General features: G+C 66.6%; 20 protein-coding genes and 1 pseudogene. 10 read left to right on the forward strand and 11 right to left on the reverse strand.

Annotation, left to right across the window (positions count from 1 at the left end; genetic code table 11):
- Nucleotides 1-33: 33 nt before the first annotated feature.
- The 5 genes from FW760_RS21620 to FW760_RS21640 all read right to left on the reverse strand — a co-directional run bounded on the left by FW760_RS21620 (nt 34) and on the right by FW760_RS21640 (nt 3,639).
- Nucleotides 34-864 carry an AraC family transcriptional regulator gene (locus tag FW760_RS21620; protein WP_054916071.1) on the reverse strand — a complete coding sequence of 277 codons (831 nt, stop codon included), beginning with the start codon at nt 862-864 and terminating at the stop codon, nt 34-36.
- Nucleotides 861-1,184, reverse strand: coding sequence for an AzlD domain-containing protein (locus tag FW760_RS21625; RefSeq protein WP_043860190.1), 324 nt, complete (start codon nt 1,182-1,184; stop codon nt 861-863). Before FW760_RS21625 ends, FW760_RS21620 begins: the two co-directional genes overlap by 4 nt.
- Entirely contained in the window at nt 1,181-1,879 is a 699-nt protein-coding gene (locus tag FW760_RS21630) for an AzlC family ABC transporter permease (protein ID WP_043860191.1), read from the reverse strand. The genes FW760_RS21625 and FW760_RS21630 overlap by 4 nt, the downstream gene beginning before the upstream one ends.
- A gap of 83 nt (nt 1,880-1,962) precedes the next feature.
- Nucleotides 1,963-2,649 (reverse strand): hypothetical protein, encoded by a 687-nt coding sequence (locus FW760_RS21635; protein ID WP_043860192.1) that lies wholly within the window; start codon nt 2,647-2,649, stop codon nt 1,963-1,965.
- A 36-nt stretch (nt 2,650-2,685) separates the two neighbouring features.
- Complete coding sequence (locus tag FW760_RS21640) at nt 2,686-3,639, reverse strand: LysR family transcriptional regulator (protein ID WP_213605791.1); 954 nt, start codon at nt 3,637-3,639, stop codon at nt 2,686-2,688.
- Between the two features lie 117 nt (nt 3,640-3,756).
- Between FW760_RS21640 and FW760_RS21645 the strand changes: the two genes are divergently transcribed.
- The 3 genes from FW760_RS21645 to FW760_RS21655 all read left to right on the forward strand — a co-directional run bounded on the left by FW760_RS21645 (nt 3,757) and on the right by FW760_RS21655 (nt 8,180).
- On the forward strand, nt 3,757-4,971 hold the full coding sequence (locus FW760_RS21645; protein WP_104573037.1) for an MFS transporter: 1,215 nt from the start codon (nt 3,757-3,759) through the stop codon (nt 4,969-4,971).
- A gap of 54 nt (nt 4,972-5,025) precedes the next feature.
- Nucleotides 5,026-7,386: a DNA polymerase II gene (locus FW760_RS21650; RefSeq protein ID WP_446443943.1), complete on the forward strand. Its 2,361-nt coding sequence runs from the start codon at nt 5,026-5,028 to the stop codon at nt 7,384-7,386.
- Between the two features lie 242 nt (nt 7,387-7,628).
- A complete protein-coding gene (locus FW760_RS21655; RefSeq protein ID WP_043860195.1) occupies nt 7,629-8,180 on the forward strand; it encodes a DUF4174 domain-containing protein in 552 nt (183 codons plus the stop codon).
- Between the two features lie 79 nt (nt 8,181-8,259).
- Here the strand turns inward: FW760_RS21655 and FW760_RS21660 are convergent, their stop codons facing one another.
- Nucleotides 8,260-8,706: a GNAT family N-acetyltransferase gene (locus FW760_RS21660; RefSeq protein WP_078480211.1), complete on the reverse strand. Its 447-nt coding sequence runs from the start codon at nt 8,704-8,706 to the stop codon at nt 8,260-8,262.
- Nucleotides 8,707-8,944: 238 nt separating this feature from the next.
- On the opposite strand from FW760_RS21660, the gene FW760_RS21665 reads away from it, so the two are divergent.
- A complete protein-coding gene (locus tag FW760_RS21665; RefSeq protein ID WP_446443944.1) occupies nt 8,945-11,167 on the forward strand; it encodes a TonB-dependent receptor in 2,223 nt (740 codons plus the stop codon).
- A gap of 254 nt (nt 11,168-11,421) precedes the next feature.
- Here the strand turns inward: FW760_RS21665 and FW760_RS21670 are convergent, their stop codons facing one another.
- Nucleotides 11,422-12,303 carry a LysR family transcriptional regulator gene (locus FW760_RS21670; protein ID WP_213605788.1) on the reverse strand — a complete coding sequence of 294 codons (882 nt, stop codon included), beginning with the start codon at nt 12,301-12,303 and terminating at the stop codon, nt 11,422-11,424.
- Between the two features lie 120 nt (nt 12,304-12,423).
- On the opposite strand from FW760_RS21670, the gene FW760_RS21675 reads away from it, so the two are divergent.
- The gene (locus tag FW760_RS21675; RefSeq protein WP_446443945.1) at nt 12,424-13,032 is read left to right on the forward strand and encodes a LysE family translocator; all 609 of its coding nucleotides are present in this window, start codon (nt 12,424-12,426) and stop codon (nt 13,030-13,032) included.
- On the opposite strand, the gene FW760_RS21680 is transcribed toward FW760_RS21675, so the two are convergent.
- Nucleotides 13,029-13,199 carry a DUF6026 family protein gene (locus FW760_RS21680; protein ID WP_221181553.1) on the reverse strand — a complete coding sequence of 57 codons (171 nt, stop codon included), beginning with the start codon at nt 13,197-13,199 and terminating at the stop codon, nt 13,029-13,031. The genes FW760_RS21675 and FW760_RS21680 overlap by 4 nt on opposite strands.
- 183 nt (nt 13,200-13,382) lie before the next feature.
- Here FW760_RS21680 and gnd point away from each other — a divergent pair.
- The 5 genes and pseudogenes from gnd to nudC form a co-directional block, all read left to right on the forward strand.
- Nucleotides 13,383-14,378 (forward strand): annotated as a pseudogene (gene gnd, locus FW760_RS21685) (phosphogluconate dehydrogenase (NAD(+)-dependent, decarboxylating)); the annotation flags it as partial.
- Nucleotides 14,375-15,874: a glucose-6-phosphate dehydrogenase gene (gene zwf / locus FW760_RS21690; RefSeq protein WP_054915455.1), complete on the forward strand. Its 1,500-nt coding sequence runs from the start codon at nt 14,375-14,377 to the stop codon at nt 15,872-15,874. The pseudogene gnd and the gene zwf, both read left to right, overlap by 4 nt.
- A 10-nt stretch (nt 15,875-15,884) precedes the next feature.
- A complete protein-coding gene (locus tag FW760_RS21695) occupies nt 15,885-17,684 on the forward strand; it encodes a glycoside hydrolase family 15 protein (protein ID WP_054915454.1) in 1,800 nt (599 codons plus the stop codon).
- A 134-nt stretch (nt 17,685-17,818) separates the two neighbouring features.
- The gene (locus FW760_RS21700; protein WP_043859926.1) at nt 17,819-18,631 is read left to right on the forward strand and encodes a crotonase/enoyl-CoA hydratase family protein; all 813 of its coding nucleotides are present in this window, start codon (nt 17,819-17,821) and stop codon (nt 18,629-18,631) included.
- A gap of 30 nt (nt 18,632-18,661) precedes the next feature.
- Complete coding sequence (gene nudC / locus FW760_RS21705; RefSeq protein WP_058541138.1) at nt 18,662-19,492, forward strand: NAD(+) diphosphatase; 831 nt, start codon at nt 18,662-18,664, stop codon at nt 19,490-19,492.
- Here nudC and FW760_RS21710 read toward each other — a convergent pair.
- From FW760_RS21710 to FW760_RS21720, 3 genes are all read right to left on the reverse strand, one after another.
- The gene (locus FW760_RS21710; RefSeq protein ID WP_043859924.1) at nt 19,460-20,239 is read right to left on the reverse strand and encodes a TSUP family transporter; all 780 of its coding nucleotides are present in this window, start codon (nt 20,237-20,239) and stop codon (nt 19,460-19,462) included. The genes nudC and FW760_RS21710 overlap by 33 nt on opposite strands.
- 166 nt (nt 20,240-20,405) lie before the next feature.
- Nucleotides 20,406-21,173 carry an SDR family oxidoreductase gene (locus FW760_RS21715; protein ID WP_043859923.1) on the reverse strand — a complete coding sequence of 256 codons (768 nt, stop codon included), beginning with the start codon at nt 21,171-21,173 and terminating at the stop codon, nt 20,406-20,408.
- A 28-nt stretch (nt 21,174-21,201) separates the two neighbouring features.
- Nucleotides 21,202-22,269 carry a phosphotransferase family protein gene (locus tag FW760_RS21720; protein ID WP_054915451.1) on the reverse strand — a complete coding sequence of 356 codons (1,068 nt, stop codon included), beginning with the start codon at nt 22,267-22,269 and terminating at the stop codon, nt 21,202-21,204.
- Nucleotides 22,270-22,299 lie beyond the last annotated feature (30 nt).

The following is a 22,299-nucleotide window of genomic DNA, read 5'->3' on the forward strand; positions in this document are numbered from 1 at the left end:
ATTGGCTCCAGGTCGTGGGGGCAGCCCGGCACCTCACACCGAACACGCCCGCCGATACTCCCCCGGCGTCACGCCGTACGCCTGCTTGAATTGCCGGTTCAGATGACTCTGGTCCGAATACCCCAGCGCAAACGCAACGTTGAACGGCAGGCAATCAGCCTTGAGCAGTTCCCGCGCACGGCTCAGCCGGCGCTGCTTGAGCCAGGCATGCGGCGGCAGGCCGGTAGCCTGGCGAAACACCCGGGCAAAATGAAACGGCGACAAGCCCACCGCAACCGCCAACTCCTCCAGCGACGGCGGGTAGGCCAGCCGGCTTTCCATCAGCTCCTTGGCCCTGGCCACCGACTGCGGCTCCTGCCCCGGTGCCCGCGCCTCGCGCGCCCCGGCATGACGCTGCACCAGCAGCAACACCGCCTCGCGCCAGGCGGTCTGCTGCTCCAGCGCACTGGCGCCATGCTCGGCCAGGCTGTGCAAGCCACTGAAGGCACGCGCCAGCTGCGGGTCGTGCAGCACGCTGGCCTTGAAGATGGGCAGGCCGCCGCGCTTGAGCTCCAGCTCGTCCAGCACCGAGGTGATGCGCTCCTGCTCGGGGTAGTAGCCACGGTAGCGCCAGCCGTGGGCATGCGCCTTGGCACCGGTGTGCAGCTCGTCCGGGTTGATCAGCACCATGCTGCCCTCGGGCGCCAGGTGCTCGCTGCCACGGTGCCAGAAGCGCTGTGCACCGGACTCGATGATGGTGATCACGTAGCCTTCGTGCACATGCGGGGCGAAGCGCTGCTGCACGTAGCGCGCATGCAGCATCTCGATGTCGCCCAGCGCCTGGGCCTGCCACAGGCGGGTCTGTTCACGCAGCACGGTTTTCATGGGGCGCCGTTCAACCACCAGCGCAGCACGAAGAACAACCCCATGCTCAGCAACATGCTGAGCAGCACGCTGCGGGTCCACAGCACCAGCACGACGGCCACGATCGCGCCCAGCAGGTAGGGGTTGGCCAGGCTCAGGTCGAGCTGGTGGTCAGGCATGAACACGATCGGCCCGCAGATGGCGGTGAGCATGCCCGGCACGGCAAACCCCAGGAACTGCCGCGCATTGGAACTCAGGCGCAACGGCAGGCGGGGTTCGAGAAAGGCGTAGCGGTTGAGAAACACCAGCAGGCCCATGGCAACGATCAGCAGCATGATCATGTGCGTGCTCCGGTCAGTTTCTGGCAGATGAAGCCTGCGCTCATGCCCAGCAGCCCGGCCAGCACCAGCGCGGTTTCCCAGTGCCAGTAGCTGAACAGCACCGAGCTGAACAGGGCCACCGCCACGCACACCACGGTGGCCAGGTTGCGTACCAGCGGCGCGATCAGCGCCACGAAGGTGGCGACGATGGAGAAGTCCAGGCCCAGCTGGTCCAGGTGCGGGATGTTGCGCCCCAGCACGATGCCGGCCAGGGTGAACAGGTTCCAGGCAATGTAGAAGGTCAGGCCCACACCCAGCGCGTACCAGCGGTTGAACTGCTGGCGGTCGTACTGGCTGGTGAGGGCGAAGAATTCGTCGGTCAGCAGAAAGCCCAGGCCCAGCCGCCAGCGCAGCGGCAGGTCGGCGATCACCGGGCGCATCGACAGGCCGTACAGCAGGTGCTGGGAGGTCAGCAGCAGGGTGGTGAGCAGGATCGAGAACAGGTTGGCGCCGCCCTTGAGCATGCCGATGGCCACCAGTTGCGCGGCGCCGGCGAACACGATGGCCGACAGGCCCTGGCCTTCGAGCGGGGTGAGGTTGGCCTCGATGGCCATGGAACCGGCCAGCAGCCCCCAGGGGGCCACCGCCAGCGACAGCGGCAGGCAGGCGATCGAGCCTTGGATGTAGGCAGTGCGGGCAACGGCAGAACGGGACATGACAACACACGCTTGGGGTCGGTTGCACAGGATGCCAGAGCCGTGGGCGCTTGCCTTGTACGATCTTGCGGTGCCCGCGTACTTCAGCGCTGGCTGGTGAGGCGTCGCTGCGCCGGCAGGCAGCCATTGATGTCGACGGCCTTCTGGTAGTAGGTCAGGCGCTGGCCCGGGTCGATGGTGCCTAGCAGGCGGTAGACCTCGGCCTGGAAGTCACGCTGGCGCCCCCACTGCATGTTCAGCCCCTGGGGCTGCTGGCGATTGCATTCCAGGCGCACCGCCGGCTGCGGGTAATAGGGGGCGTACAGGGTGTTGTTCAGCGGTATGCGTTCCAGCGCCTGGCGGTAGTCGGCGCTGTCGCTGAAGGCCGGGCACCAGGTGGTGATGCCCAGGGCGGCCGGGGCGAAGCCCTGGCGAATGCTGGCTTCGAGCAGCGGGCAGGCGGACCTGGCGATGTCGTTCTGCGGCAGGTAGGTGATGTAGAACAGCGCCAGGCGGTACTGCGCCACCGGGTGGTCGAGTTCGGCCGCCTTGCGCAGCAGCGCCACCGCCGGTTCCAGGATGCGCCCCAGCGCCTCGACCTCGCCGATCAGCTCCTGGTCGCCGGGCTCGGGGGTCAGTGGCAGGGCACGGCTGCGTGCATCGGCCTGCTCCAGAAACGGCAGGGCCTGGCGGTACAGCAGGTCGGCGTGGGGGTCGATGCGCACCTCATCGGCCAGGGCCAGGGCGGGCAGCAGACAGAGCAGGCTGATGTAGCGACAGGCAGAAAACACGTTAACGTTCCATCCGCGAAAAAAGGGCAGCGCTGGTCATGTCGGTATCCGGCTATCCATGGTTGGGTGGGGCTCCTGGGTCGGCATTCTAGCGGTTGGCGGCACCGGGGCAAACAGCCGTTGCTCCATGAAGTCGATGAACACCCGCAGCTTGGGCGACATCTGTCGCCCCGATGGCCACAACAGGTACAGACAACCGCCGTGGTCCAGGTGTTCATCCAGTACCGTCACCAGTTCGCCGCGTTCCAGTTGCTGGGTGATGGTGAAGTCCGGCAGGCAGGCGATACCGTGGCCGCGCATGGCAAAGCAGATGCGTGTTTCCAGGTGGTTACACACCATCGACACCGGCACCTCGTGGTCGGCGCCGTTGTCGGCGCGGCGCAGTGGCCAGCGCTGGAGTTTGCCGGTGGTCAGGAAGCGGTAGTGCAGCCCGGCGTGACGGGCCAGATCGCGGGGATGGCGCGGTGTGCCGTGCTCGGCGAAGTAGGCCGGCGAGCCCACCAGCACATGCCGGAAGTCGCCCAGGCGGCGGGCATTGAGACGCGAATCGGAGGGTTCGCCGGCCCGCAGTACCACGTCGAAACCTTCGCCGACGATATCCACCATGCGGTCGCTGAAGTCCAGGTCCAGTTCGATCTGCGGGTACTGCCCGATGAAGTCGCTGAGCAGCGGCACGATCATGCTGCTGACCTGGGGCAGGCTCACCCGCAGCTTGCCGCGCGGGGCCTGGCTGGCCTGGGACAGCTCGGCTTCGGTGGCTTCGATTTCGGCCAGGATGCGCCGGCTGCGCTCCAGAAACAGCGCGCCCTCGGCAGTGAGGGTGATGCTGCGGGTGCTGCGGTGGAACAGGCGTACCGCCAGCCGGCTCTCCAGCCGCGCCACGCGCTTGCCCACCGCCGAGGCGCTGACCCCCAGGGCCTTGCCGGCGGCCACGAAACTGCGGGTTTCGGCCACTTTCACAAACACCACGAAGCCGCTGAGGCTGTCCATGGTCGTTCTCCGATTGCGGACAGGTGTGTCCGGATTGTGCGGAATTCTACCCATCTTTTTCCGCAGTGGCGGGAAGGATTACCGTGCAGTCACTTTTTTATTTCAGGAGTTTGCACCATGTCCCAGAGCAGTTGCCCGGCCCAGGCCGCAGCAGGGGTGGAGGCCGAACCGGCGTTCCCGTTGTCCGGCCTGCTGGCGTTGTCGATGGCCGGCTTCATCGCGATTCTCACCGAGACCCTGCCGGCCGGCCTGCTGGGGCACATCGCCAGCGGCCTGCAGGTCAGCGAGGCGATGGCCGGGCAACTGGTCACGGCCTATGCGCTGGGCTCGCTGCTGGCGGCGATCCCGCTGGTGACCCTGACCCAGGGCTGGCGCCGACGCAGGGTGCTGATGCTGGCGGTGCTCGGCTTCGGGGTGTTCAACACGGTGACGGCGGTGTCCGAGCACTACACCCTGACCCTGGTGGCGCGCTTCATGTGCGGGGTGGCGGCCGGCCTGGCGTGGGGCGTGATCGCCGGGTACGCACGGCGCATGGTCAGCGTGAGCCAGCAGGGCCGGGCGATGGCGGTGGCCATGATCGGCGCGCCCCTGGCGCTGTCGCTGGGGGTGCCGGCGGGCACCTGGCTGGGCGACCTGCTGGGCTGGCGCAGCACCTTCGTGCTGGTGTCGCTGGCGACCCTGGTGCTGATGGGCTGGGTGCTGCTCAGCGTGCCGGACTTCGACGGCCTGCCGGCCGGCAGGCGTGCCGCCATCGGCCAGGTGCTGGCCACCCCCGGGGTGAGCGCGGTGCTGGCGGTGATCTTCACCTGGGTGCTGGCGCACAACGTGCTGTACACCTACATCGTGCCGTTTCTGCAGGCGGGCGGCATGGCCGGCAGCACCGGCCCGGTACTGCTGCTGTTCGGCTGCGCCGCGCTGGTGGGGATTGGCGTGGTGGGCGTGCTGATCGACCGCCACCTGCGCCGGCTGGTGCTGGGCAGCCTGGTCGGTTTCGGCGTGGCGTCGGTGCTGCTGGGCCTGGCTACCGGTGCGCCGCTGCTGGTGTACTTCAGTGTGGCGCTGTGGGGCCTGAGCTTCGGCGGCGCCGGCACCCTGCTGCAGACCGCCAGTGCCGATGCGGCGGGCGAGGGCGCGGACGTGGCGCAGTCGATGATCGTCACAGTGTGGAACTTGGCCATCGCCGTGGCCGGGCTGGTGGGCGGCGTGCTGCTGAGCCACTGGGGCGTGCAGAGTTTCCCGTGGCTGCTGCTGGCGCTGGTGGGGCTGGCGTTGACCCTGACCCTGCGTTCGCACCGGCACGGTTTTCCGCTGGGGCGGCGCAATGCCGGGTAAGCCCGGCACTATCAGGTAGAATCGGCGCATTGACAGGGGTACGAGGTTGCAGCGGTGGAGGTTCAACAGGGCTTTGTCCTGACCCGGCACTGGCGGGATACGCCAGAGGGCACATGCGTGGAGTTCTGGCTGGCGACCGACCAGGGCCCGCGCCAGTTGCGCCTGCCCGTGCAGACGTCGGTGGCGTTCGTCGCCGCCACCCAGCGTGCCCATGTCGAGGCGGTGCTGCGCACCGAACGCGACGTCGAGCTGCGCGAGCTGGCGCTGTGCGACTTCCGCCACCGACCGGTGCTGGGCCTGTACTGCCGCCAGCATCGCCAACTGATGCAGCTGGAAAAACGCCTGCGCGCCGCGGGCGTCGACCTGCTGGAAGCCGACATCCGCCCGCCCGAGCGCTACCTGATGGAGCGCTTCATCACTGCCCCGGTGACGTTCAGCGGCCGCCCCGATGCCGACGGCCTGCTGCTCGACGCCCAGCTCAAGCCGGCCGCGGACTACCGGCCGAACCTGCGCCTGGTGTCGCTGGACATCGAGACCACCGAGCGCGGCGAGCTGTACTCGATTGCCCTGGAAGGTTGTGGCCAGCGCCAGGTGTACATGCTCGGCCCGGCCAACGGCGACGCCAGTGGCGTGGACTTCGACCTGGAGTACTGCGCCAGCCGTGCCCAGCTGCTGGAGCGCCTGAACGACTGGATGGCCCGGCACGACCCCGACGCGATCATCGGCTGGAACCTGGTGCAGTTCGACCTGCGCGTGCTGCACGCCCATGCCCAGCAGTTGCAGGTGCCGCTGCGCCTGGGGCGCGGCGGCGAGGTGATGGAATGGCGCGAGCACGGCAGCCGCACGCACTTTTTTGCCGCCGCTGCAGGGCGCCTGATCATCGACGGCATCGAGGCGCTGCGGTCGGCGACCTGGAGCTTCCCCTCGTTCAGCCTGGAGAACGTCGCCCAGACCCTGCTCGGCGAAGGCAAGGCCATCGATACGCCGTACCAGCGCATGGACGAAATCAACCGCATGTTCGCCGAGGACAAGCCGGCCCTGGCGCGCTACAACCTCAAGGACTGCGAGCTGGTCACGCGCATCTTCGCCAGGACCGAGCTGCTGACCTTTCTGCTCGAACGCGCCACGGTCACCGGCCTGCCGGCCGACCGCAGCGGCGGTTCGGTGGCGGCGTTCTGTCACCTGTACATACCGCTGATGCACCGCCAGGGCTTTGTCGCCCCAAGCCTGGGCGGGCGCCCGGACGAGGCCAGCCCCGGCGGCTTCGTGATGGATTCGCGCCCCGGCCTGTACGAGTCGGTGCTGGTGCTGGACTACAAGAGCCTGTACCCGTCGATCATCCGCACCTTCCTGATCGACCCCATCGGCCTGGTCGAGGGCCTGCGCGAGCCGGATGACGAACACTCGGTGCCGGGTTTTCGCGGCGCACGCTTCTCGCGCACACGGCATTGCCTGCCGGCCATCGTCGAGCGCGTGTGGCAGGGCCGCGAGCAGGCCAAGCGCGAACACAATGCGCCGCTGTCGCAGGCGCTGAAGATCATCATGAACGCCTTCTACGGGGTGCTTGGTTCCAGTGGCTGCCGCTTTTTCGACCCGCGCCTGGCGTCGTCGATCACAATGCGCGGGCACGCGATCATGCGCCGCACCCGCGAGCTGATCGAGGCCCAGGGCTACACGGTGATCTACGGCGATACCGACTCGACCTTCGTGTGGCTCAAGCGGGCCCATGACGAGGCGCAGGCCGGGGAGATCGGGCGTGCCCTGGTGCAGCAGGTCAACCAGTGGTGGCGCGAGCACCTGCGCGATGAGTACGGCCTGGACAGTGCGCTGGAGCTGCAGTACGAAACCCACTACAAGCGCTTTCTGATGCCCACCATCCGCGGTGCCGAGGAGGGCAGCAAGAAGCGCTATGCGGGCCTGGTGCACCGCGAGGGCGGGCCCGACGAGATGGTCTACAAGGGCCTGGAGGCCGTGCGTACCGACTGGTCGCCGCTGGCCCAGCACTTTCAGCAGGAGCTGTACCAGCGCATTTTCGAGCGCAGGCCGCACCAGGCCTATGTGAAGGACTACGTGCAGCGCACCCTGGCCGGCGAGCTGGACGATCAGCTGGTCTACCGCAAGCGCCTGCGCCGGCCCCTGGACGACTACCAGCGCAACGTGCCGCCGCATGTGCGGGCGGCACGCATGGCCGACGAGTTCAACGACAGCCAGGGGCGGCCACGCCAGTACCAGAATGGCGGGTGGATCAGCTACGTGATGACCCTGGCCGGGCCCGAGCCTTTGGAAAACCGGCGCAACGGCATCGACTACGAGCATTACCTGACCCGGCAACTGCAGCCGGTGGCCGATGCGATACTGCCGTTTGTGAGGGATGACTTCAGCACCCTGATCGATCGGCAGATGGGGTTGTTCTAACGGGGATGTTGCGCCCCTGCACACCACCATTGAGCGAACCTGCAGGAGCCGGCCTGGCCGGCGGAGGGGCCAGTAGCCCGACACATCCCTGACCTTCAGCTATCCTCTGCACATGCACAGCTACCTTGAAACCGAAAGTTACTTTTGTAAACGTCCACACATGCGGGCAGTCGTTTAGGCTCGCTCGGATCTTTCGCTTTGATCTGTAGTCTTTGGTGCATGGAAACAAGAAGGAGATGCACATGCTTGTTCGGTCACTGACCTTCGCCACCCTGCTGGCAGTCGCCAGCCCGCTGCTCGCCGACGACGCGCCCCTGGCCGTTGACCTGGGCAAGTCCAGACCCCTGATCGTGATTGCCCCCAGCACCGCCGACCCGACCTTGCGCACCTTGAACGAGGCCCTCAAGGACCCGGCGACCAAGAGCAAGTTCGAGGAGCGCAACCTGGTGCTCTACAGCGTGGCGGGCATGGTCGGCAAGCGTGACGACAAGAACCTCGAGCAGCAGACCACCATGGCGCTTATTCGCGAACTCAGCCTGGGCGCGCGCAAGGGCACCCAGGTGGTACTGGTGGGCAAGGACGGCGAGAAGCACATCATCGAGCATGACGGCACGGTGGAGCCGGAGCAGATCTTCGCGGCGGTCGACCAGTTGCCGGCCAGCGAAAAGGCCATTGTGGCGCCGACGGTCGCAGCGCCCGCCGCCGAGCCTGCGCCAGAGGGCAAGCCGGGCAAGCATGCCAAACCGGCCAAGCCCGCCAAGCCGGCTGCGCCGCCCAAGCCGCTGGAAGACTGAGACACCCCTTCGCCGGCAAGGCCGGCGCCTACAGGTTCAGCGCTACGCCTGTAGGCGTCGGCCTTGCCGGCCAGGCACTTCAGTCGCCCAGCCGCTTTTCCATGAACACCCGCCGAAACCCCGCCTGCACGGCCCTGTGGGTTTCGCGATAACCCAGCCGCTCATACAGCCCCAGGTTTTCGCTCATCGCTTCATTGGTGTACAACCGCACCACCTCCAGCCCCAACTGCCGGGCACGCGCTTCGGCATGCGCCATCAGTTGTCGCCCCAGCCCGCGGCCCTGAGCGGCCGGGCTTACCGCGACATTGTCGAGCAACAGGCCATCGGCCTGGGCGATCAGCACCAGCACACCGAGCACCTGACCCTGCTCTTCGAATACCTCGACCCGACCCTGGGCGATCAGCGCGGCGTAATCCTCCAGCATCGGCCCCGGTTTGGCACCGATGCGTGGAATGTACAGCGCATAGGCAGCCTCGATCAGTGCCTGTACAGGTGCAACGTCGTGGGCGGTGGCGGGGCGGATCATCGGCAGGCTCCTGGTGGGTGGCAGCAAGCGCCTACCTTAAATCAAGGCGTTGTCGCAGGGCAGCATTTTGCCGGTGAACAGGCCCTGATGCCTGGCACACAACCCACTGCTGCCTCACTGTTGCCTGGCCAGCAGTACGCTCGCTGTTTATCCATAAAACTCATATAAATCAAGTACATGTCTCATTGGCACGCCGCTTGCGATAGTCCGCTTACCCTGACTCATCGGAACCCCCGCCATGCCTGCCCCTACCGCCTATCTACCCCTTGCCCTGGCCATTGCCGCCACGTTGCACGGCGCCGCCGCCCTGGCCGCCGCACCGCCCGCCGACGCCTTGCCCACCGTCACCGTGACCGCGCAGAAGCGCGAAGAATCGGTACAGGACGTACCCTCGGCGATCTCGGTGGTCGGTGACCGCCAGATCGACCGCAGCGGCGGCGGCTTCAGTGCCGGCAAGGCCCTGCAGAACGTGCCCAACGCCATCGCCCCCGAGTTCGCCGGGCACCAGCGCCCGCGCTGGTACATCCGCGGCATGGGCTCGGGCGACATGGCCTCGACCACCGTGTACCCGGTGGGCATCTATACCGATGACGTGTACATCGACCCGCACGTGGCCACCGGCTTCCCGCTCTACGACATGGAGCGCGTCGAGGTGCTGCGCGGCCCGCAAGGCACGCTGTGGGGCAAGAACACCACCGGTGGCGCGATCAACTTCGTGTCGCGCAAGCCAAGCTTCGAAGACGGCGCCAACGGCTACTTCAAGCTCGACCTGGGCAACTACAATTCGCGCCTGTACGAAGGTGCCTACGGCGATACCCTGGTCAAGGACCGCCTGGCCGCGCGGGTGGCTTTCATCGACCAGAGCAGCGACGGCCAGCTCAAGAACGAGGTCGATGGCCACACTGCCGGCGACATCCACGACCAGGCCCTGCGCCTGCAACTGCTGGCCCAGGTCAACGACGACCTGCAGGCCACCCTGCAGCTGCACGCCCGTGACTACAAGGGGCAAGGTATCGTGGCCCGCGCCTGGGGTGCCGGGCCGGGCGGCAGCACGCTGTTCGGGCCTGCGCCCAAGCCTGCCTCCGACAAGGTCGCCTTCACCGGCAAGGCCGATGACCGCATCGAGCACAACGGCCTGCAACTGGCGCTCAAGTGGGACCTGGGCGAGCTGCAGCTGGACTCGATCACCGCCTTCGACGACGTGCACGAAAAGGCCCAGAGCCCGAACATGAGCATCTACGAGTTCGGCCGTGGCTATAACGACGACCGCTGGAAGCAGGTGTCGCAGGAGCTGCGCCTGTCGTCGGCGAAGAACCAGCCGGTGAGCTGGATCGTCGGCACCCACCTGTTCCACGAACAGCTCGACAGCCACAACAGCAACGCGCTGTTCCCCGAAGCCTACAACCAGGCCTTCGGCGTGGCCGACTTCGGGCGTACCGACATCGACCAGAAGACCGACAGCTTCGCGCTGTTCGGCAGCAGCACCTGGCAGGCCACCGACGACCTGAGCTTCACCGCCGGCCTGCGCTGGACCCGCGAAACCAAGGACATCGACCTGCGCCGGGTGGCCGCGCCGGACGCTGCCAGTGTCGACTTCAGCAACCGCAACGACTGGTGGAAGCATTACAGCGGGCCGCTGGTGACCACGGTGGTGCAGGACGAGAAACGCACCTGGAACAAGCTGACCTACGATTTCACCCCCGAATACCAGCTCAACGACAACGCGCGGGTGTACTTGCGTTATGCCAAGGGCTTTCGTTCCGGCGGCTTCAGCGGCGGGGCGCAGGTGCAGGCCGAGGCCTCGGTGGTGGCGCCGGAGAACGTCGACGCCTACGAACTGGGGGTCAAGAGCGAGTGGTTCGACGAGCGCCTGATCGCCAATGCCAACGTGTTCTACTACGACTATTCGGACATCCAGGTGAACGCGGTGTCGGTGCGCAACGGGCAGGTGGTGTCGCTGCTGACCAACAGCGGCCAGGGCGTGATACGCGGTGCCGAGTTCGAGTTGCAGGCGCTGCCCTTGGCCAACCTGGAACTGCATGGCTCGCTGGGGCTGCTGCATACCGAGTTGCAGGACTTCGAATCGGGGGGTGTGGACTACTCGGGCAACCGCATTGCACGTTCGCCGTCGCGCACGCTGGCGGTGGGGGGCAGTTATCGCATTGCGCTGGAGAACGGCGACGACATCACCCTGGGCACCGACTGGCGCTACCAGAGCCGGATCTTCTTTCTGCCCACCGCGCAGGCCGACCACAGCGTGTCGCAGGGTGGCTACACATTGGGCAATGCCAGCGCCACGTACCATGTGGGCGGGCAATATGACCTGGACTTCACCGCCTACGTGAACAACCTCACCGACAAGCAGTACAAGACCGACAGTGTGCCGCTGCCGTTCGATGTGGCGTGGGATGCGCGGGGGGATCGCAGGACGTTCGGGGTGAGTGCCACGACGCGGTTCTGAGGTCGCTCTTGCGGGCCTTATCGCGGGTCAAGCCCGCTCCCACAGGTACAGCGCCGTTCTCGAAACCAGCGCCGTACCTGTGGGAGCGGGCTTGACCCGCGAAGTTTTTCAGGCCGGCAACTGCCCCAGCAGGTACACCCGTAGCCGCTCGATGCTCTTGCGCCACGCATTGCCTACCGGCCACACCAGGTAGTAGGCATCCCCCGTTGCCACCGCCTGCTCGAACTGAGGTCGGGCTTGACCCGCGAAGTTTTTCAGGCCGGCAACTGCCCCAGCAGGTACACCCGTAGCCGCTCGATGCTCTCGCGCCACGCACTGCCCACCGGCCACACCAGGTAGTAGGCATCCCCCGTTGCCACCGCCTGTTCGAACGGCAACGCCAGCCGCCCGGCGCGGACATCGTCGCTCACCAGCGCCAGGTCGCCGATCGACACGCCATGCCCGGCCATGGCCGCCGCAATCCCTTGCTCCAGCGTATCGAACAGCGTGCCGCGCTGCAGGTCGACCTGCTCGAGCAGGCCCGCCCCGCGCAGCCAGCGCTGCCAGTCCCGCCGGTCATTGGACGGGTGCAGCAACGCCACCCCGGCCAGCCGCTGCGCATCCCACACGCCATCCCCCAGCAACCCCGGCGCACAGATCGGGATCAATCGCTCATCGAACAGCTTGCACACCTCGACCTGCCCACCGAACTGCCCATTGCCCAGCAGCACCGCGCAGTCGTAGGGCTCGCTGGCAAAATCCACGCTGTCGACGTCCATCCAAACGCTTGCCAACTGCACGGTGTCGGCCTGGGGGTAACGCTGGATGCAGCCCAGCAGCCAGCGCATGGTCAGGGTGGAGGGCGCCTTCAGGCGCAGGTGGCGCGAAGCGCTGCGAAACGGCTGGCAGGCCTGTTCGATCAGGGCAAAGCCCGCCCCCAGTTGCTCGGCCAGGCGCCGCCCGGCGTCGGTGAGGCGCAGGCGCGGGCCGTGGCGCTCGAACAGGCGGCAACCGAACTGGGCTTCCAGGGTGCGGATATGGCGGCTGATGGCGCTCTGGGTCAGCGCCAGCTCTTCCCCGGCGCGGGTGAACGAACAGGTGCGCGCCGCCACTTCAAAGGCGCGCAGTGCATACAACGGGGGCAGACGTTCAACCATGCCAGGGGCAGCCCATGATGAGTATTTGTCGTAGTAGGGCAGAGCATTTTGCGTTTTTCAAGGGCGATGCAGCTGCGCACACTCTGCACCTGACCTGTATTGACGACAAAGGAGCCTCTTTTGAACACCACGCTGCTGTTGGCCTACCTGGGCACTGTACTCATTCTGATCGCCACCCCTGGGCCGGTGGTGGTGCTGGTGGTCGGCACCAGCGGGCGTTCGGGCACCGGGGCGGCCATACGCACGGCGCTGGGGGCCAATGCCGCCTCCCTGGTGCTGGTGGCCGCCGCTGCGCTGATCCTGGCCGGCAGCCTGGCACTCAGCCCGGTGGTTCTCAATGCGGTGGCGCTGGTGGGGTGCGTGTTCATGGCCTGGCTGGGGCTGGGGGCGCTGCGTGCGCCAGCCGTGGAGGATGCGCCGCCGCCCAGGGCAAGTGGCTGGTGGCACGGCTTTGCGGTGGGTATCGCCAACCCCAAGGACATTCTGTTCTTCGTGGCGTTCTTCCCGCAGTTCATCCACGTCACGGCCTCGTTCGGCACCAGCATCGGGGTGCTGGCGGCGTTGTGGCTGGTGGTCGACCTGGGGGTGCTGGCGCTGTACATCGCGCTGATGCGCGGCGCCCTGGCGCAGCGGCACCGGGCGCTGGTGGCCCGGCTGTCGGGGCTGGTGCTGTTGCTGGTGGCGGTGGCCGGCGCTGTGTATTCGGCGCGGGCGCTGCTGGCCGCCTAGAGGGTGACCACGGCCTTGTCGCTGCCCTGGGCCTGTTGCAACAGCAGGCTCAGCTGCGCCACCTGACGCTGCAACTGGTCGCGTTCTTCCTTGAGGCGGCGCAGTTCGTCGCGGCGCACGCTCACGTAAAGGGTCTGGGGTGGGCTCGCTGACATCAAGGTTCCCATTGCACACCTCGCAATTGGTTTGGTACATGGTTTGAGCGTAGACGCTCGATCGGCCGCGATTCTGAATTCTTTTTCCTGTCATGGGAACTTTTTTGTTTATCGCTGTCGTGCCGTTGGTCGATGAAACCAACCCGGGGCTGCCTGGACTAACCTTGAAGGCCTGAGCAGGCTTTCTACACTTTTACGGAGCATCGGCACATGCAACTGGGAATCGTGGGGCTGGGCCGCATGGGCGGCAATATTGCAAGGCGCCTGATGCGCGAGGGGCACCACACCGTGGTGCATGACCGCAACGCGCCCGCCATCGATACGCTGGTGGCCGAGGGCGCCACAGGCGCCGCCGACCTGGCCGCACTGGTGCAGCAACTGGACGCGCCGCGCGCGGTCTGGGTGATGCTGCCGGCGGGCGAGGCCACCGAGCAGACCATCGCGCAACTGGCCGACCTGCTGGAAGCGGACGATGTGATCATCGACGGCGGCAATACCTTCTACAAGGACGACATCCGCCGCGCCCAGCACCTGGCCGAGCGCCAGTTGCACTACGTGGACGTCGGCACCTCCGGTGGCGTGTGGGGCCTTGAGCGCGGCTACTGCATGATGATCGGCGGCGAGCAGGCGATTTTCGAACGCCTCGAGCCGCTGTTCGCCACCCTGGCACCGGGTGAGGGCGACATTCCACGTACCCGTGGCCGAACCGGCCCCAGCGAGCGCGCCGAAAAGGGCTATATCCATGCCGGGCCACCCGGCGCCGGGCATTTCGTCAAGATGATCCACAACGGCATCGAGTACGGCCTGATGCAGGCCTATGCCGAGGGCTTCGACATTCTCAAGACCAAGGCCAGCGAGAGCCTGCCGGCCGACCAGCGCTTCGACCTCAACCTGCCCGAAATCGCCGAGGTGTGGCGCCGCGGCAGCGTGGTCACCTCGTGGCTGCTGGACCTGACCGCCGATGCACTGGTGGCCGACCCGCAGCTGGGCAGCTACAGCGGCTCGGTGTCCGACAGCGGCGAAGGGCGCTGGACCATCGATGCGGCGGTGGAGCAGGCGGTGCCGGTACCGGTGTTGTCCAGCGCACTGTTCGCGCGCTTTCGTTCACGCCAGCAGCAGGGCACCTACGGTGACAAGCTGCTGTCGGCGATGCGCTTCGGTTTTGGTGGCCATGTCGAGAAGCCCGAATGAGTGAACACGACGTCGAAGCGGCACCAGCCTGTACCCTGTTCCTGTTTGGCGCCAATGGCGACCTGGTCAAACGCCTGCTGATGCCGGCGCTGTACAACCTGCACCGCGACGGCCTGCTGGACAAAGGCATGCGCATCGTCGGGGTCGACCACAACCCGGCCACCGACGGCGAATTCGCCGAGCGCCTGGAAACCTTCATGCGTGAACGCGACCAGGGCGAGGGCGCCACCCGGTGCCTGGACGACAAGCTGTGGAAGCGCCTGGCCAAGGGCATCGGCTACCTCACCGGCGACTTCATGGAGCCCTCCACCTACCAGGCCATCGCCGAGCGCATCGACAAGGGGCGCACCGGCAACGCGATCTTCTACCTGGCCACCTCGCCGCGTTTTTTCAGCGGCGTGGTGCAGCAACTGGGGGCGGCCGGGCTGCTGGACGAGGCCAACGGCTTTCGTCGGGTGGTGGTGGAGAAGCCCTTCGGTTCGGACCTGGCCAGCGCCGAGGCGCTGAACGCCTGCCTGCTCAAGGTGATGAGCGAAAAGCAGATCTACCGCATCGACCACTACCTGGGCAAGGAGACGGTACAGAACATCCTGGTCAGCCGTTTTTCCAACGGCCTGTTCGAGGCGTTCTGGAACAACCACTACATCGATCACGTGCAGATCACCGCTGCCGAGACGGTGGGCGTGGAAACCCGTGGCGCCTTCTACGACACCACCGGGGCACTGCGCGACATGGTGCCCAACCACCTGTTCCAGCTGCTGGCGATGGTGGCGATGGAGCCGCCCGCCGCCTTTGGCGCGGACGCGGTGCGCAGTGAAAAGGCCAAGGTGATCGGTGCGATTCGCCCGTGGTCCAAGGCCATGGCCCTGAAGAACTCGGTGCGCGGGCAGTACACCGCCGGCAAGCAGGGGCGCAAGAAACTGGCCGGCTACCGCGAAGAGCCCCGGGTCGACCCCGACAGCCAGACCGAAACCTACGTGGCGCTCAAGGTGATGATCGACAACTGGCGCTGGGTGGGCGTGCCGTTCTACCTGCGCACCGGCAAGCGCATGAGCGTGCGTGACACCGAGATCGCCATCTGCTTCAAGCCGGCGCCCTATGCGCAGTTTCGCGACAGCGATGCCGAGCGGCCCAAGCCCAACTACCTGAAGATCCAGATCCAGCCCAACGAGGGCATGTGGTTCGACCTGCAGGCCAAGCGCCCGGGGCCGACCCTGGCCATGGAGAACGTCGAGCTGGGTTTTGCCTACAAGGACTTCTTCAAGATGCAGCCCTCCACGGGCTACGAAACCCTGATCTACGACTGCCTGACGGGCGACCAGACGCTGTTCCAGCGTGCCGACAACATCGAGAACGGCTGGCGTGCGGTGCAGCCGTTCCTGGACGCCTGGGCGCAGGGCGGCGAGGTGCAGCCGTATGCGGCCGGGGAAGACGGGCCGCAGGCGGCCGACGAACTGCTGGCCCGCGATCGGCGGGTCTGGCACAGCATTGGTTGACGGGAGGTTCATGACGGGCGCCATCGAAGACTACGCACTACTGGGCAATTGCCGCAGCGCAGCACTGGTGGGCCGTGACGGCTCGCTGGACTGGCTGTGCTTTCCACGCTTCGACTCGCCGGCCTGCTTTGCCGCGCTGCTGGGCGACGAAGAAAACGGGCGCTGGCAGATCGCGCCGCGTGAAGCGCCGCTGGAGGTAACCCGCGAGTACCAGCAGGACACCCTGATCCTGCACACCACCTTCGTCACTGCCAGCGGCCGTGCGCGCCTGATCGACTGCATGCCGCTGGACGATGCGCACCACAGCGTGCTGCGCATCGTCGAGGGGCTGGAGGGCGAGGTGGCCTTCGACATGGACCTGGTGATGCGCTTCGACTATGGCAGCAGCGTGCCCTGGGTCGAGAAGCTCGACCCGCTGACCCTGACCGCCGTGGCCGGGCCGGACCGCCTGACCCTGCGCAGCACGGTAAGCACCCACGCACGCGATCACCATACCGGCAGCCGCTTCAGCGTGAAGGCCGGGCAGCGCCACACCTTCAGCCTGAGCCACCAGCCATCGCACCTGCCGTTGCAGCCGGCCTTCGAGCCGGAGCAGGCGCTGCTGGACACCGCACACAAGTGGCGCGAGTTTGCTGCGCGCTGCCCGCAGGTGGGCGAGCACACGGCGCGGGTCAAGCGCTCGCTGATCACCCTCAAGGCGCTGACCTATGCACCCACCGGCGGCATCGTGGCCGCGGCCACCACCTCGCTGCCGGAGCACCTGGGTGGCGAGCGCAATTGGGATTACCGCTACTGCTGGCTGCGCGATGCCACCATGACCTTGCTGGCGTTCATGAACCTGGGCTACTTCGAGGAGGCCCAGGCCTGGCGCGAATGGCTGCTGCGCTCGGTGGCGGGCAACCCCGAGCAGATGCAGATCATGTACGGCCTGGCCGGCGAGCGCCGGCTGCCGGAGTACGAGCTGCCCTGGCTGGCCGGCTATGCCGGTTCGCAGCCGGTGCGGGTGGGCAATGCCGCGGCGGTGCAGCACCAGCTGGACATCTATGGCGAGGTGGCCGATGCGCTGTGTCAGGCCATGCGCGGCGGCCTGCCGCGCTTGCCGCGCAGTGCGGCGATCGGGCGGGTGATCATGCCGTACCTGGAGACCATCTGGCGCCAGCCCGACGAGGGCATCTGGGAGGTGCGCGGGCCGCAGCAGCATTTCACCCACTCCAAGGTGATGGCCTGGGTGGCGTTCGATCGGGCGGCCAGCCTGAGCGAGCCGACCGAGGAGGGCAAGGCCCAGGCTGCGCACTACCGCGAGGTGGCCGCGCAGATCCATCGCCAGGTGTGCGAGCAGGGCGTCGATGCGCAGTTGGGCTGTTTTGTGCAGGCCTATGGCTCGCAGGAGATGGACGCGAGCCTGCTGCAGATTGCCCTGACCGGTTTTCTGCCAGCCGACGACCCGAGGTTTCTGGCAACCCTGGCGCAGATCGAGAAGCGCCTGCTGCATGACGGGCTGGTGCGCCGCTACGACAGCGACAGCGGCTGCGATGGGCTGGCGCCGGGGGAGGGTACGTTTCTGGTGTGCTCGTTCTGGCTGGCGGACGTGTACGTGCTGCTGGGGCGTCAGCAAGAGGCCCAGGCGTTGTTCGAGCGCCTGTGCGGGCTGTGCAACGATGTGGGGCTGCTGGCCGAGCAGTACGACCCGCAAGGTGGCCGCATGCTGGGCAATTTCCCGCAGGCCTTCAGCCATATCGGCATCATCAACACGGCGCTGAACCTGCACCGGGCGCAGTGTCCGGTGCGCGACAGGGCCCGCTGCGGGTGACTGCGGCGGCCGCTTCGCCGGCAAGGCCGGCTCCTGCAGTGCAGGAGCAACAGCCCAGCCTTTGGCACAAGCGCCGCCTACGGTCTGCGATATAGTCCAGCCACCTCATCCCGCGTCAGCCCAAGGAGTGCCACGTGACCGACTACACCGCGTTCAAGGTCGAACTGTCGAACAGCATCGCCCACGTCCAGATCAACCGCCCGGAAAAGATCAACGCCATGAATGCCGCGTTCTGGAGCGAGATCGTCGAGATCTTCCAGTGGATCGACGAGACCGACGCGGTGCGCGTGGTGGTGATCAGCGGCGCCGGCAAGCATTTTTCTTCCGGCATAGACCTGATGCTGCTGGCCTCGGTGGCCAACGAAATGGGCAAGGACGTAGGCCGCAACGCGCGCCTGCTGCGGCGCAAGATCCTGCAGATGCAGGCCTCGTTCAACGCCGTGGATACCTGCCGCAAGCCGGTCCTGGCAGCCATCCAGGGCTACTGCCTGGGCGGCGCGATCGACCTGATCGCCGCCTGCGACATGCGCTACGCGGCTGCCGATGCGCAGTTCTCGATCAAGGAAATCGACATGGGCATGGCCGCCGACGTCGGCACCCTGCAGCGCCTGCCACGCATCATCGGCGACGGCATGCTGCGCGAGCTGGCCTACACCGGGCGCACTGTCGGTGCCGACGAGGCGCGCCAGATCGGCCTGGTCAACCGCACCTTCGACGATCAGGCGAGCCTGCTGGACGGGGTCTTTGCGATTGCCGCCGAGATCGCGGGCAAATCCCCGATTGCCGTGGCCGGCACCAAGGAGATGCTCAGCTACATGCGCGATCACCGCATCGACGACGGGCTGGAATACATTGCCACCTGGAACGCTGCCATGTTGCAATCCACCGACCTGCGGGTGGCGATGGCCGCCAGCATGAGCAAACAGAAACCGCAGTTCGACGACTGAGCCCGGTCGCGAACCCTCAAGGAACGCAACATGTCAGCGCGCTGGACCACTGCAGTACTGGACCCCAACACCCCCGGCGGCCTGGCCGTCGCCCACTGTGCCGAGGGCTTTCTGGTGGACGCCAACGGCGCGCTGTTCCCGCGGGACTGGCTCAGGCGCCAGGACCTGGACGTGGTGTGCGAGCACGGCATCGGCCACTTCGACGGCCAGCCGGTGTTTCTGCTCGAACTGCGCTCGGCACAGGCGCCCCAGGGCTGCAGCTGGCGCGGCCTGCGCCAGTTCATGCTGGAAGGCGATTCCGATACCTACACCCTCCTTGGTTATGCCGCGCAGATCGCCACCTGGGCCCGAGAGCACCGCTTTTGCGGCAGTTGCGGGCAGGCGATGGTGCAGATCCAGTGGGAGCGCGCGATGTACTGCGCCGGCTGCGAGCTGCGCAGCTACCCGCGCATTTCGCCGAGCATGATCGTGCTGATCACCCGTGGCGACGAGATACTGCTGGCGCGCTCGCCACGCTTCGTGACCGGCGTGTACAGCACCCTGGCCGGGTTTGCCGAGCCGGGCGAGTCGGCCGAGGACTGCCTGGTGCGTGAGGTGCGTGAAGAGGTGGCGCTGGAGGTGAAGAACCTCCAGTACGTGGGCAGCCAGTGCTGGCCGTTCCCGCATTCGATGATGCTGGGCTTTCATGCCGAATACGCCGGCGGCGAGATCGTGATGCAGGCCGACGAGATCGAGGATGCCCAGTGGTTCAGCGTGCATGCGCTGCCGCCGTTGCCGGCGGGCCGCTCGATTGCGCGTTACCTGATCGACCTGTACGTGGCGCGCCGCCTAGGCCTGGCCGAACCAGTGCTGCCACGCTAGGCGCACGGTCAGGGCTAGCACCACGGTGATGAACACCGGGCGGATGAACTTGCTGCCGCCGCTGATGGCGGTGCGTGCGCCGAAGAACGCGCCGACCATCAGCGACGAGCCCATGGCCAGGCCCACCGCCCAGTCTACCTGGCCGGAGAAGATGAACACCGACAGTGCTGCGGCGTTGCTCACGAAGTTCATGCTGCGCGCCACGCCGCTGGCCTTGACCAGGTCGATGGGGTACAGCAGCAGGGTGCTGACGGTCCAGAACGCGCCGGTGCCCGGGCCGGCCACGCCGTCATAGAAACCCAGGGTCAGGCCCTGGGGCAGTTGCCACTTCTTCTTGATCGGCGCATCGGCGTCCAGCGGCGCCTTTGGCGTGCCGCCGAACAGCAGGTAAACGCCGCAGGCGAACACCACCACCGGGAGCATCTTGTTCAGCCATTCGGCCGGCAGGTAGTGGGCAACGATGGCGCCGATGAAGGCCCCTACCAGGGTGCCGACCAGGGCGTGTCGCCACTGCGCGGGGTGGAACAGCTTGCGCCGGTAGTAGGTGAAGCCGGCGGTGGCCGAGCCGAAGGTGGAGCTGAGCTTGTTGGTGCCCAGCACCAGGTGCGGCGGCATGCCGGCGGTGAGCAGAGCGGGGGTGGTGAGCAGGCCGCCGCCGCCTGCGATGGCGTCGATGAACCCGGCCACGAAGGCCACGGCGGCAAGAATGGCTAGGGTGGTGAGATCTACGCTGAGTTCGAAGGGCATGGTGTTGGGCTTATTCGACTGGGGCGCAGAACGGTAAAGCTGCGCCTGAGGGGCGCTATGGTAAAGGAGATGGTGCGTGCCTGTCAGGGCCCTATCGCGGGTCAAGCCCGCTCCCACAGAAATAGCGGTGATCCTTGTGGGAGCGGGCTTGACCCGCTTTGCGGTATCAGGACAGGAACCCCCCATCCACATTCAACGCCGTACCGGTGGTGTAGCTGGACGCATCGCTGGCCAGGTACAGCACCGCGCCCGCCATCTCCTTCGGATCGGCCACGCGCTTGAGCGGGATCTGCTGCAGCGCCGTGTTCAGGATCGCTTCGTTCTTGACCAGCGCCGAGGCGAACCTGGTGTCGGTCAGCCCCGGCAGCAGCGCATTGCAGCGGATGCCAAAGGGGGCGCATTCCTTGGCGAACACCTTGGTCATGTTGATCACCGCCGCCTTGGTCACCGAGTAGATCCCCTGGAACACCCCCGGCGATACGCCATTGATCGATGCCACGTTGATGATGCTGCCGCCGCCGTTTTCGCGCATCAGCTTGCCGGCCTCGACCGACATGAAGAAGTAGCCGCGGATGTTCACGTCGACGGTCTTCTGGAAGGCGCTCAGGTCGGTGTCCAGCACGTTGCAGAACTGCGGGTTGGTGGCGGCGTTGTTGACCAGGATGTCCAGGCGCCCGAACTGCTCGCGAATGCCGGCGAACACCGCGCCGATCTGTTCCATCTCGCCAATGTGGCAGGCCACCGCCGTGGCCTTGCCGCCGGCGGCGATGATCGCGTCGGCCACGTGCTGGCAGCCGTCGAGCTTGCGGCTGGACACGATCACGTGGGCACCCTGCTGGGCCAGCAGGTGGGCAATCGCCTCGCCGATGCCGCGGCTGGCGCCGGACACGAAGGCGATCTTGCCGTCGAGGTCGAACAACTGGGTCTTGGACATGGGGCGGGTTCCTTGTAGTTGTAGGGCGTCAGAGCGTGGATTTGCCGATGACCTGCAGGCTCATGTGCTCCAGCAGCTTGTTCATGTGCACGAACTGGGCGAAGCGCTTGTCCTGGGTCTGGCCATGGAAGAAGCGGTAGTAGATCTGCTGCACGATGCCGGCCAGGCGGAACAGGCCGTAGGTGTAGTAGAAGTCGAAGTTGTCGATCTGCAGCCCGGCACGTTCGGCGTAGTAGTCGACGAACTGGCGCCGGGTGAGCATGCCCGGTGCGTTGCTCGGCTGGCGACGCATCAGCTGCACGGGCGCAGGGTCGCCGGCTTCGATCCAGTAGGCCAGGGTATTGCCAAGGTCCATCAGCGGGTCGCCGAGGGTGGTCATTTCCCAGTCCAGCACGCCGATGATGCGCATGGGGTTGTCGGCGTCGAGGATCACGTTGTCGAAGCGGTAGTCGTTGTGCACGATGGCGGGGCGTGGGTGGTCGGCCGGCATCTTCTCGCGCAGCCAGGCGATCACCGCTTCCCAGCGCGGTGCATCCGGGGTCAGGGCCTTTTCATAACGTGCGCTCCAGCCTTCGATCTGGCGCTGCACATAGCCTTCGGGCTTGCCCAGGTCGGCCAGGCCGCAGGCGGTGTAGTCCACCTGGTGCAGCTCGACCAGGCGGTCGATGAAGCTCTTGCACAGGGCTTCGGTGCGCTGGCTGTCCAGGCCCAGCTCGGGGGGCAGGTCCGAGCGCAGGATGATGCCCTTGACCCGGTCCATCACGTAGAACTCGCCGCCGATCAGCGATTCGTCGGTGCAGTGCACGTAGGCCTTGGGGCAATAGGGGAAGCCGCTGTTGAGCTGGTTGAGGATGCGAAACTCGCGGCCCATGTCGTGGGCCGACTTGGCCTTTTGCCCGAACGGCGGGCGGCGCAGCACGAACTCGCGGTCCGGGTAGCTGAGCAGGTAGGTGAGGTTGGACGCGCCACCGGGGAACTGGCTGATCACCGGCGTGCCGCTCAGGCCCGGAATGCTGGCCTTGAGATAAGGGTCGATGAGGGCGGCATCGAGTTCTTCGCCGGGGCGAACCTGGGTCGACTGGTCGGTGAGCGTCATGCTTTTCCCTTATTCTGAAAGTCGCTGATT

This window comes from Pseudomonas sp. 1176_21, assembly GCF_052850635.1.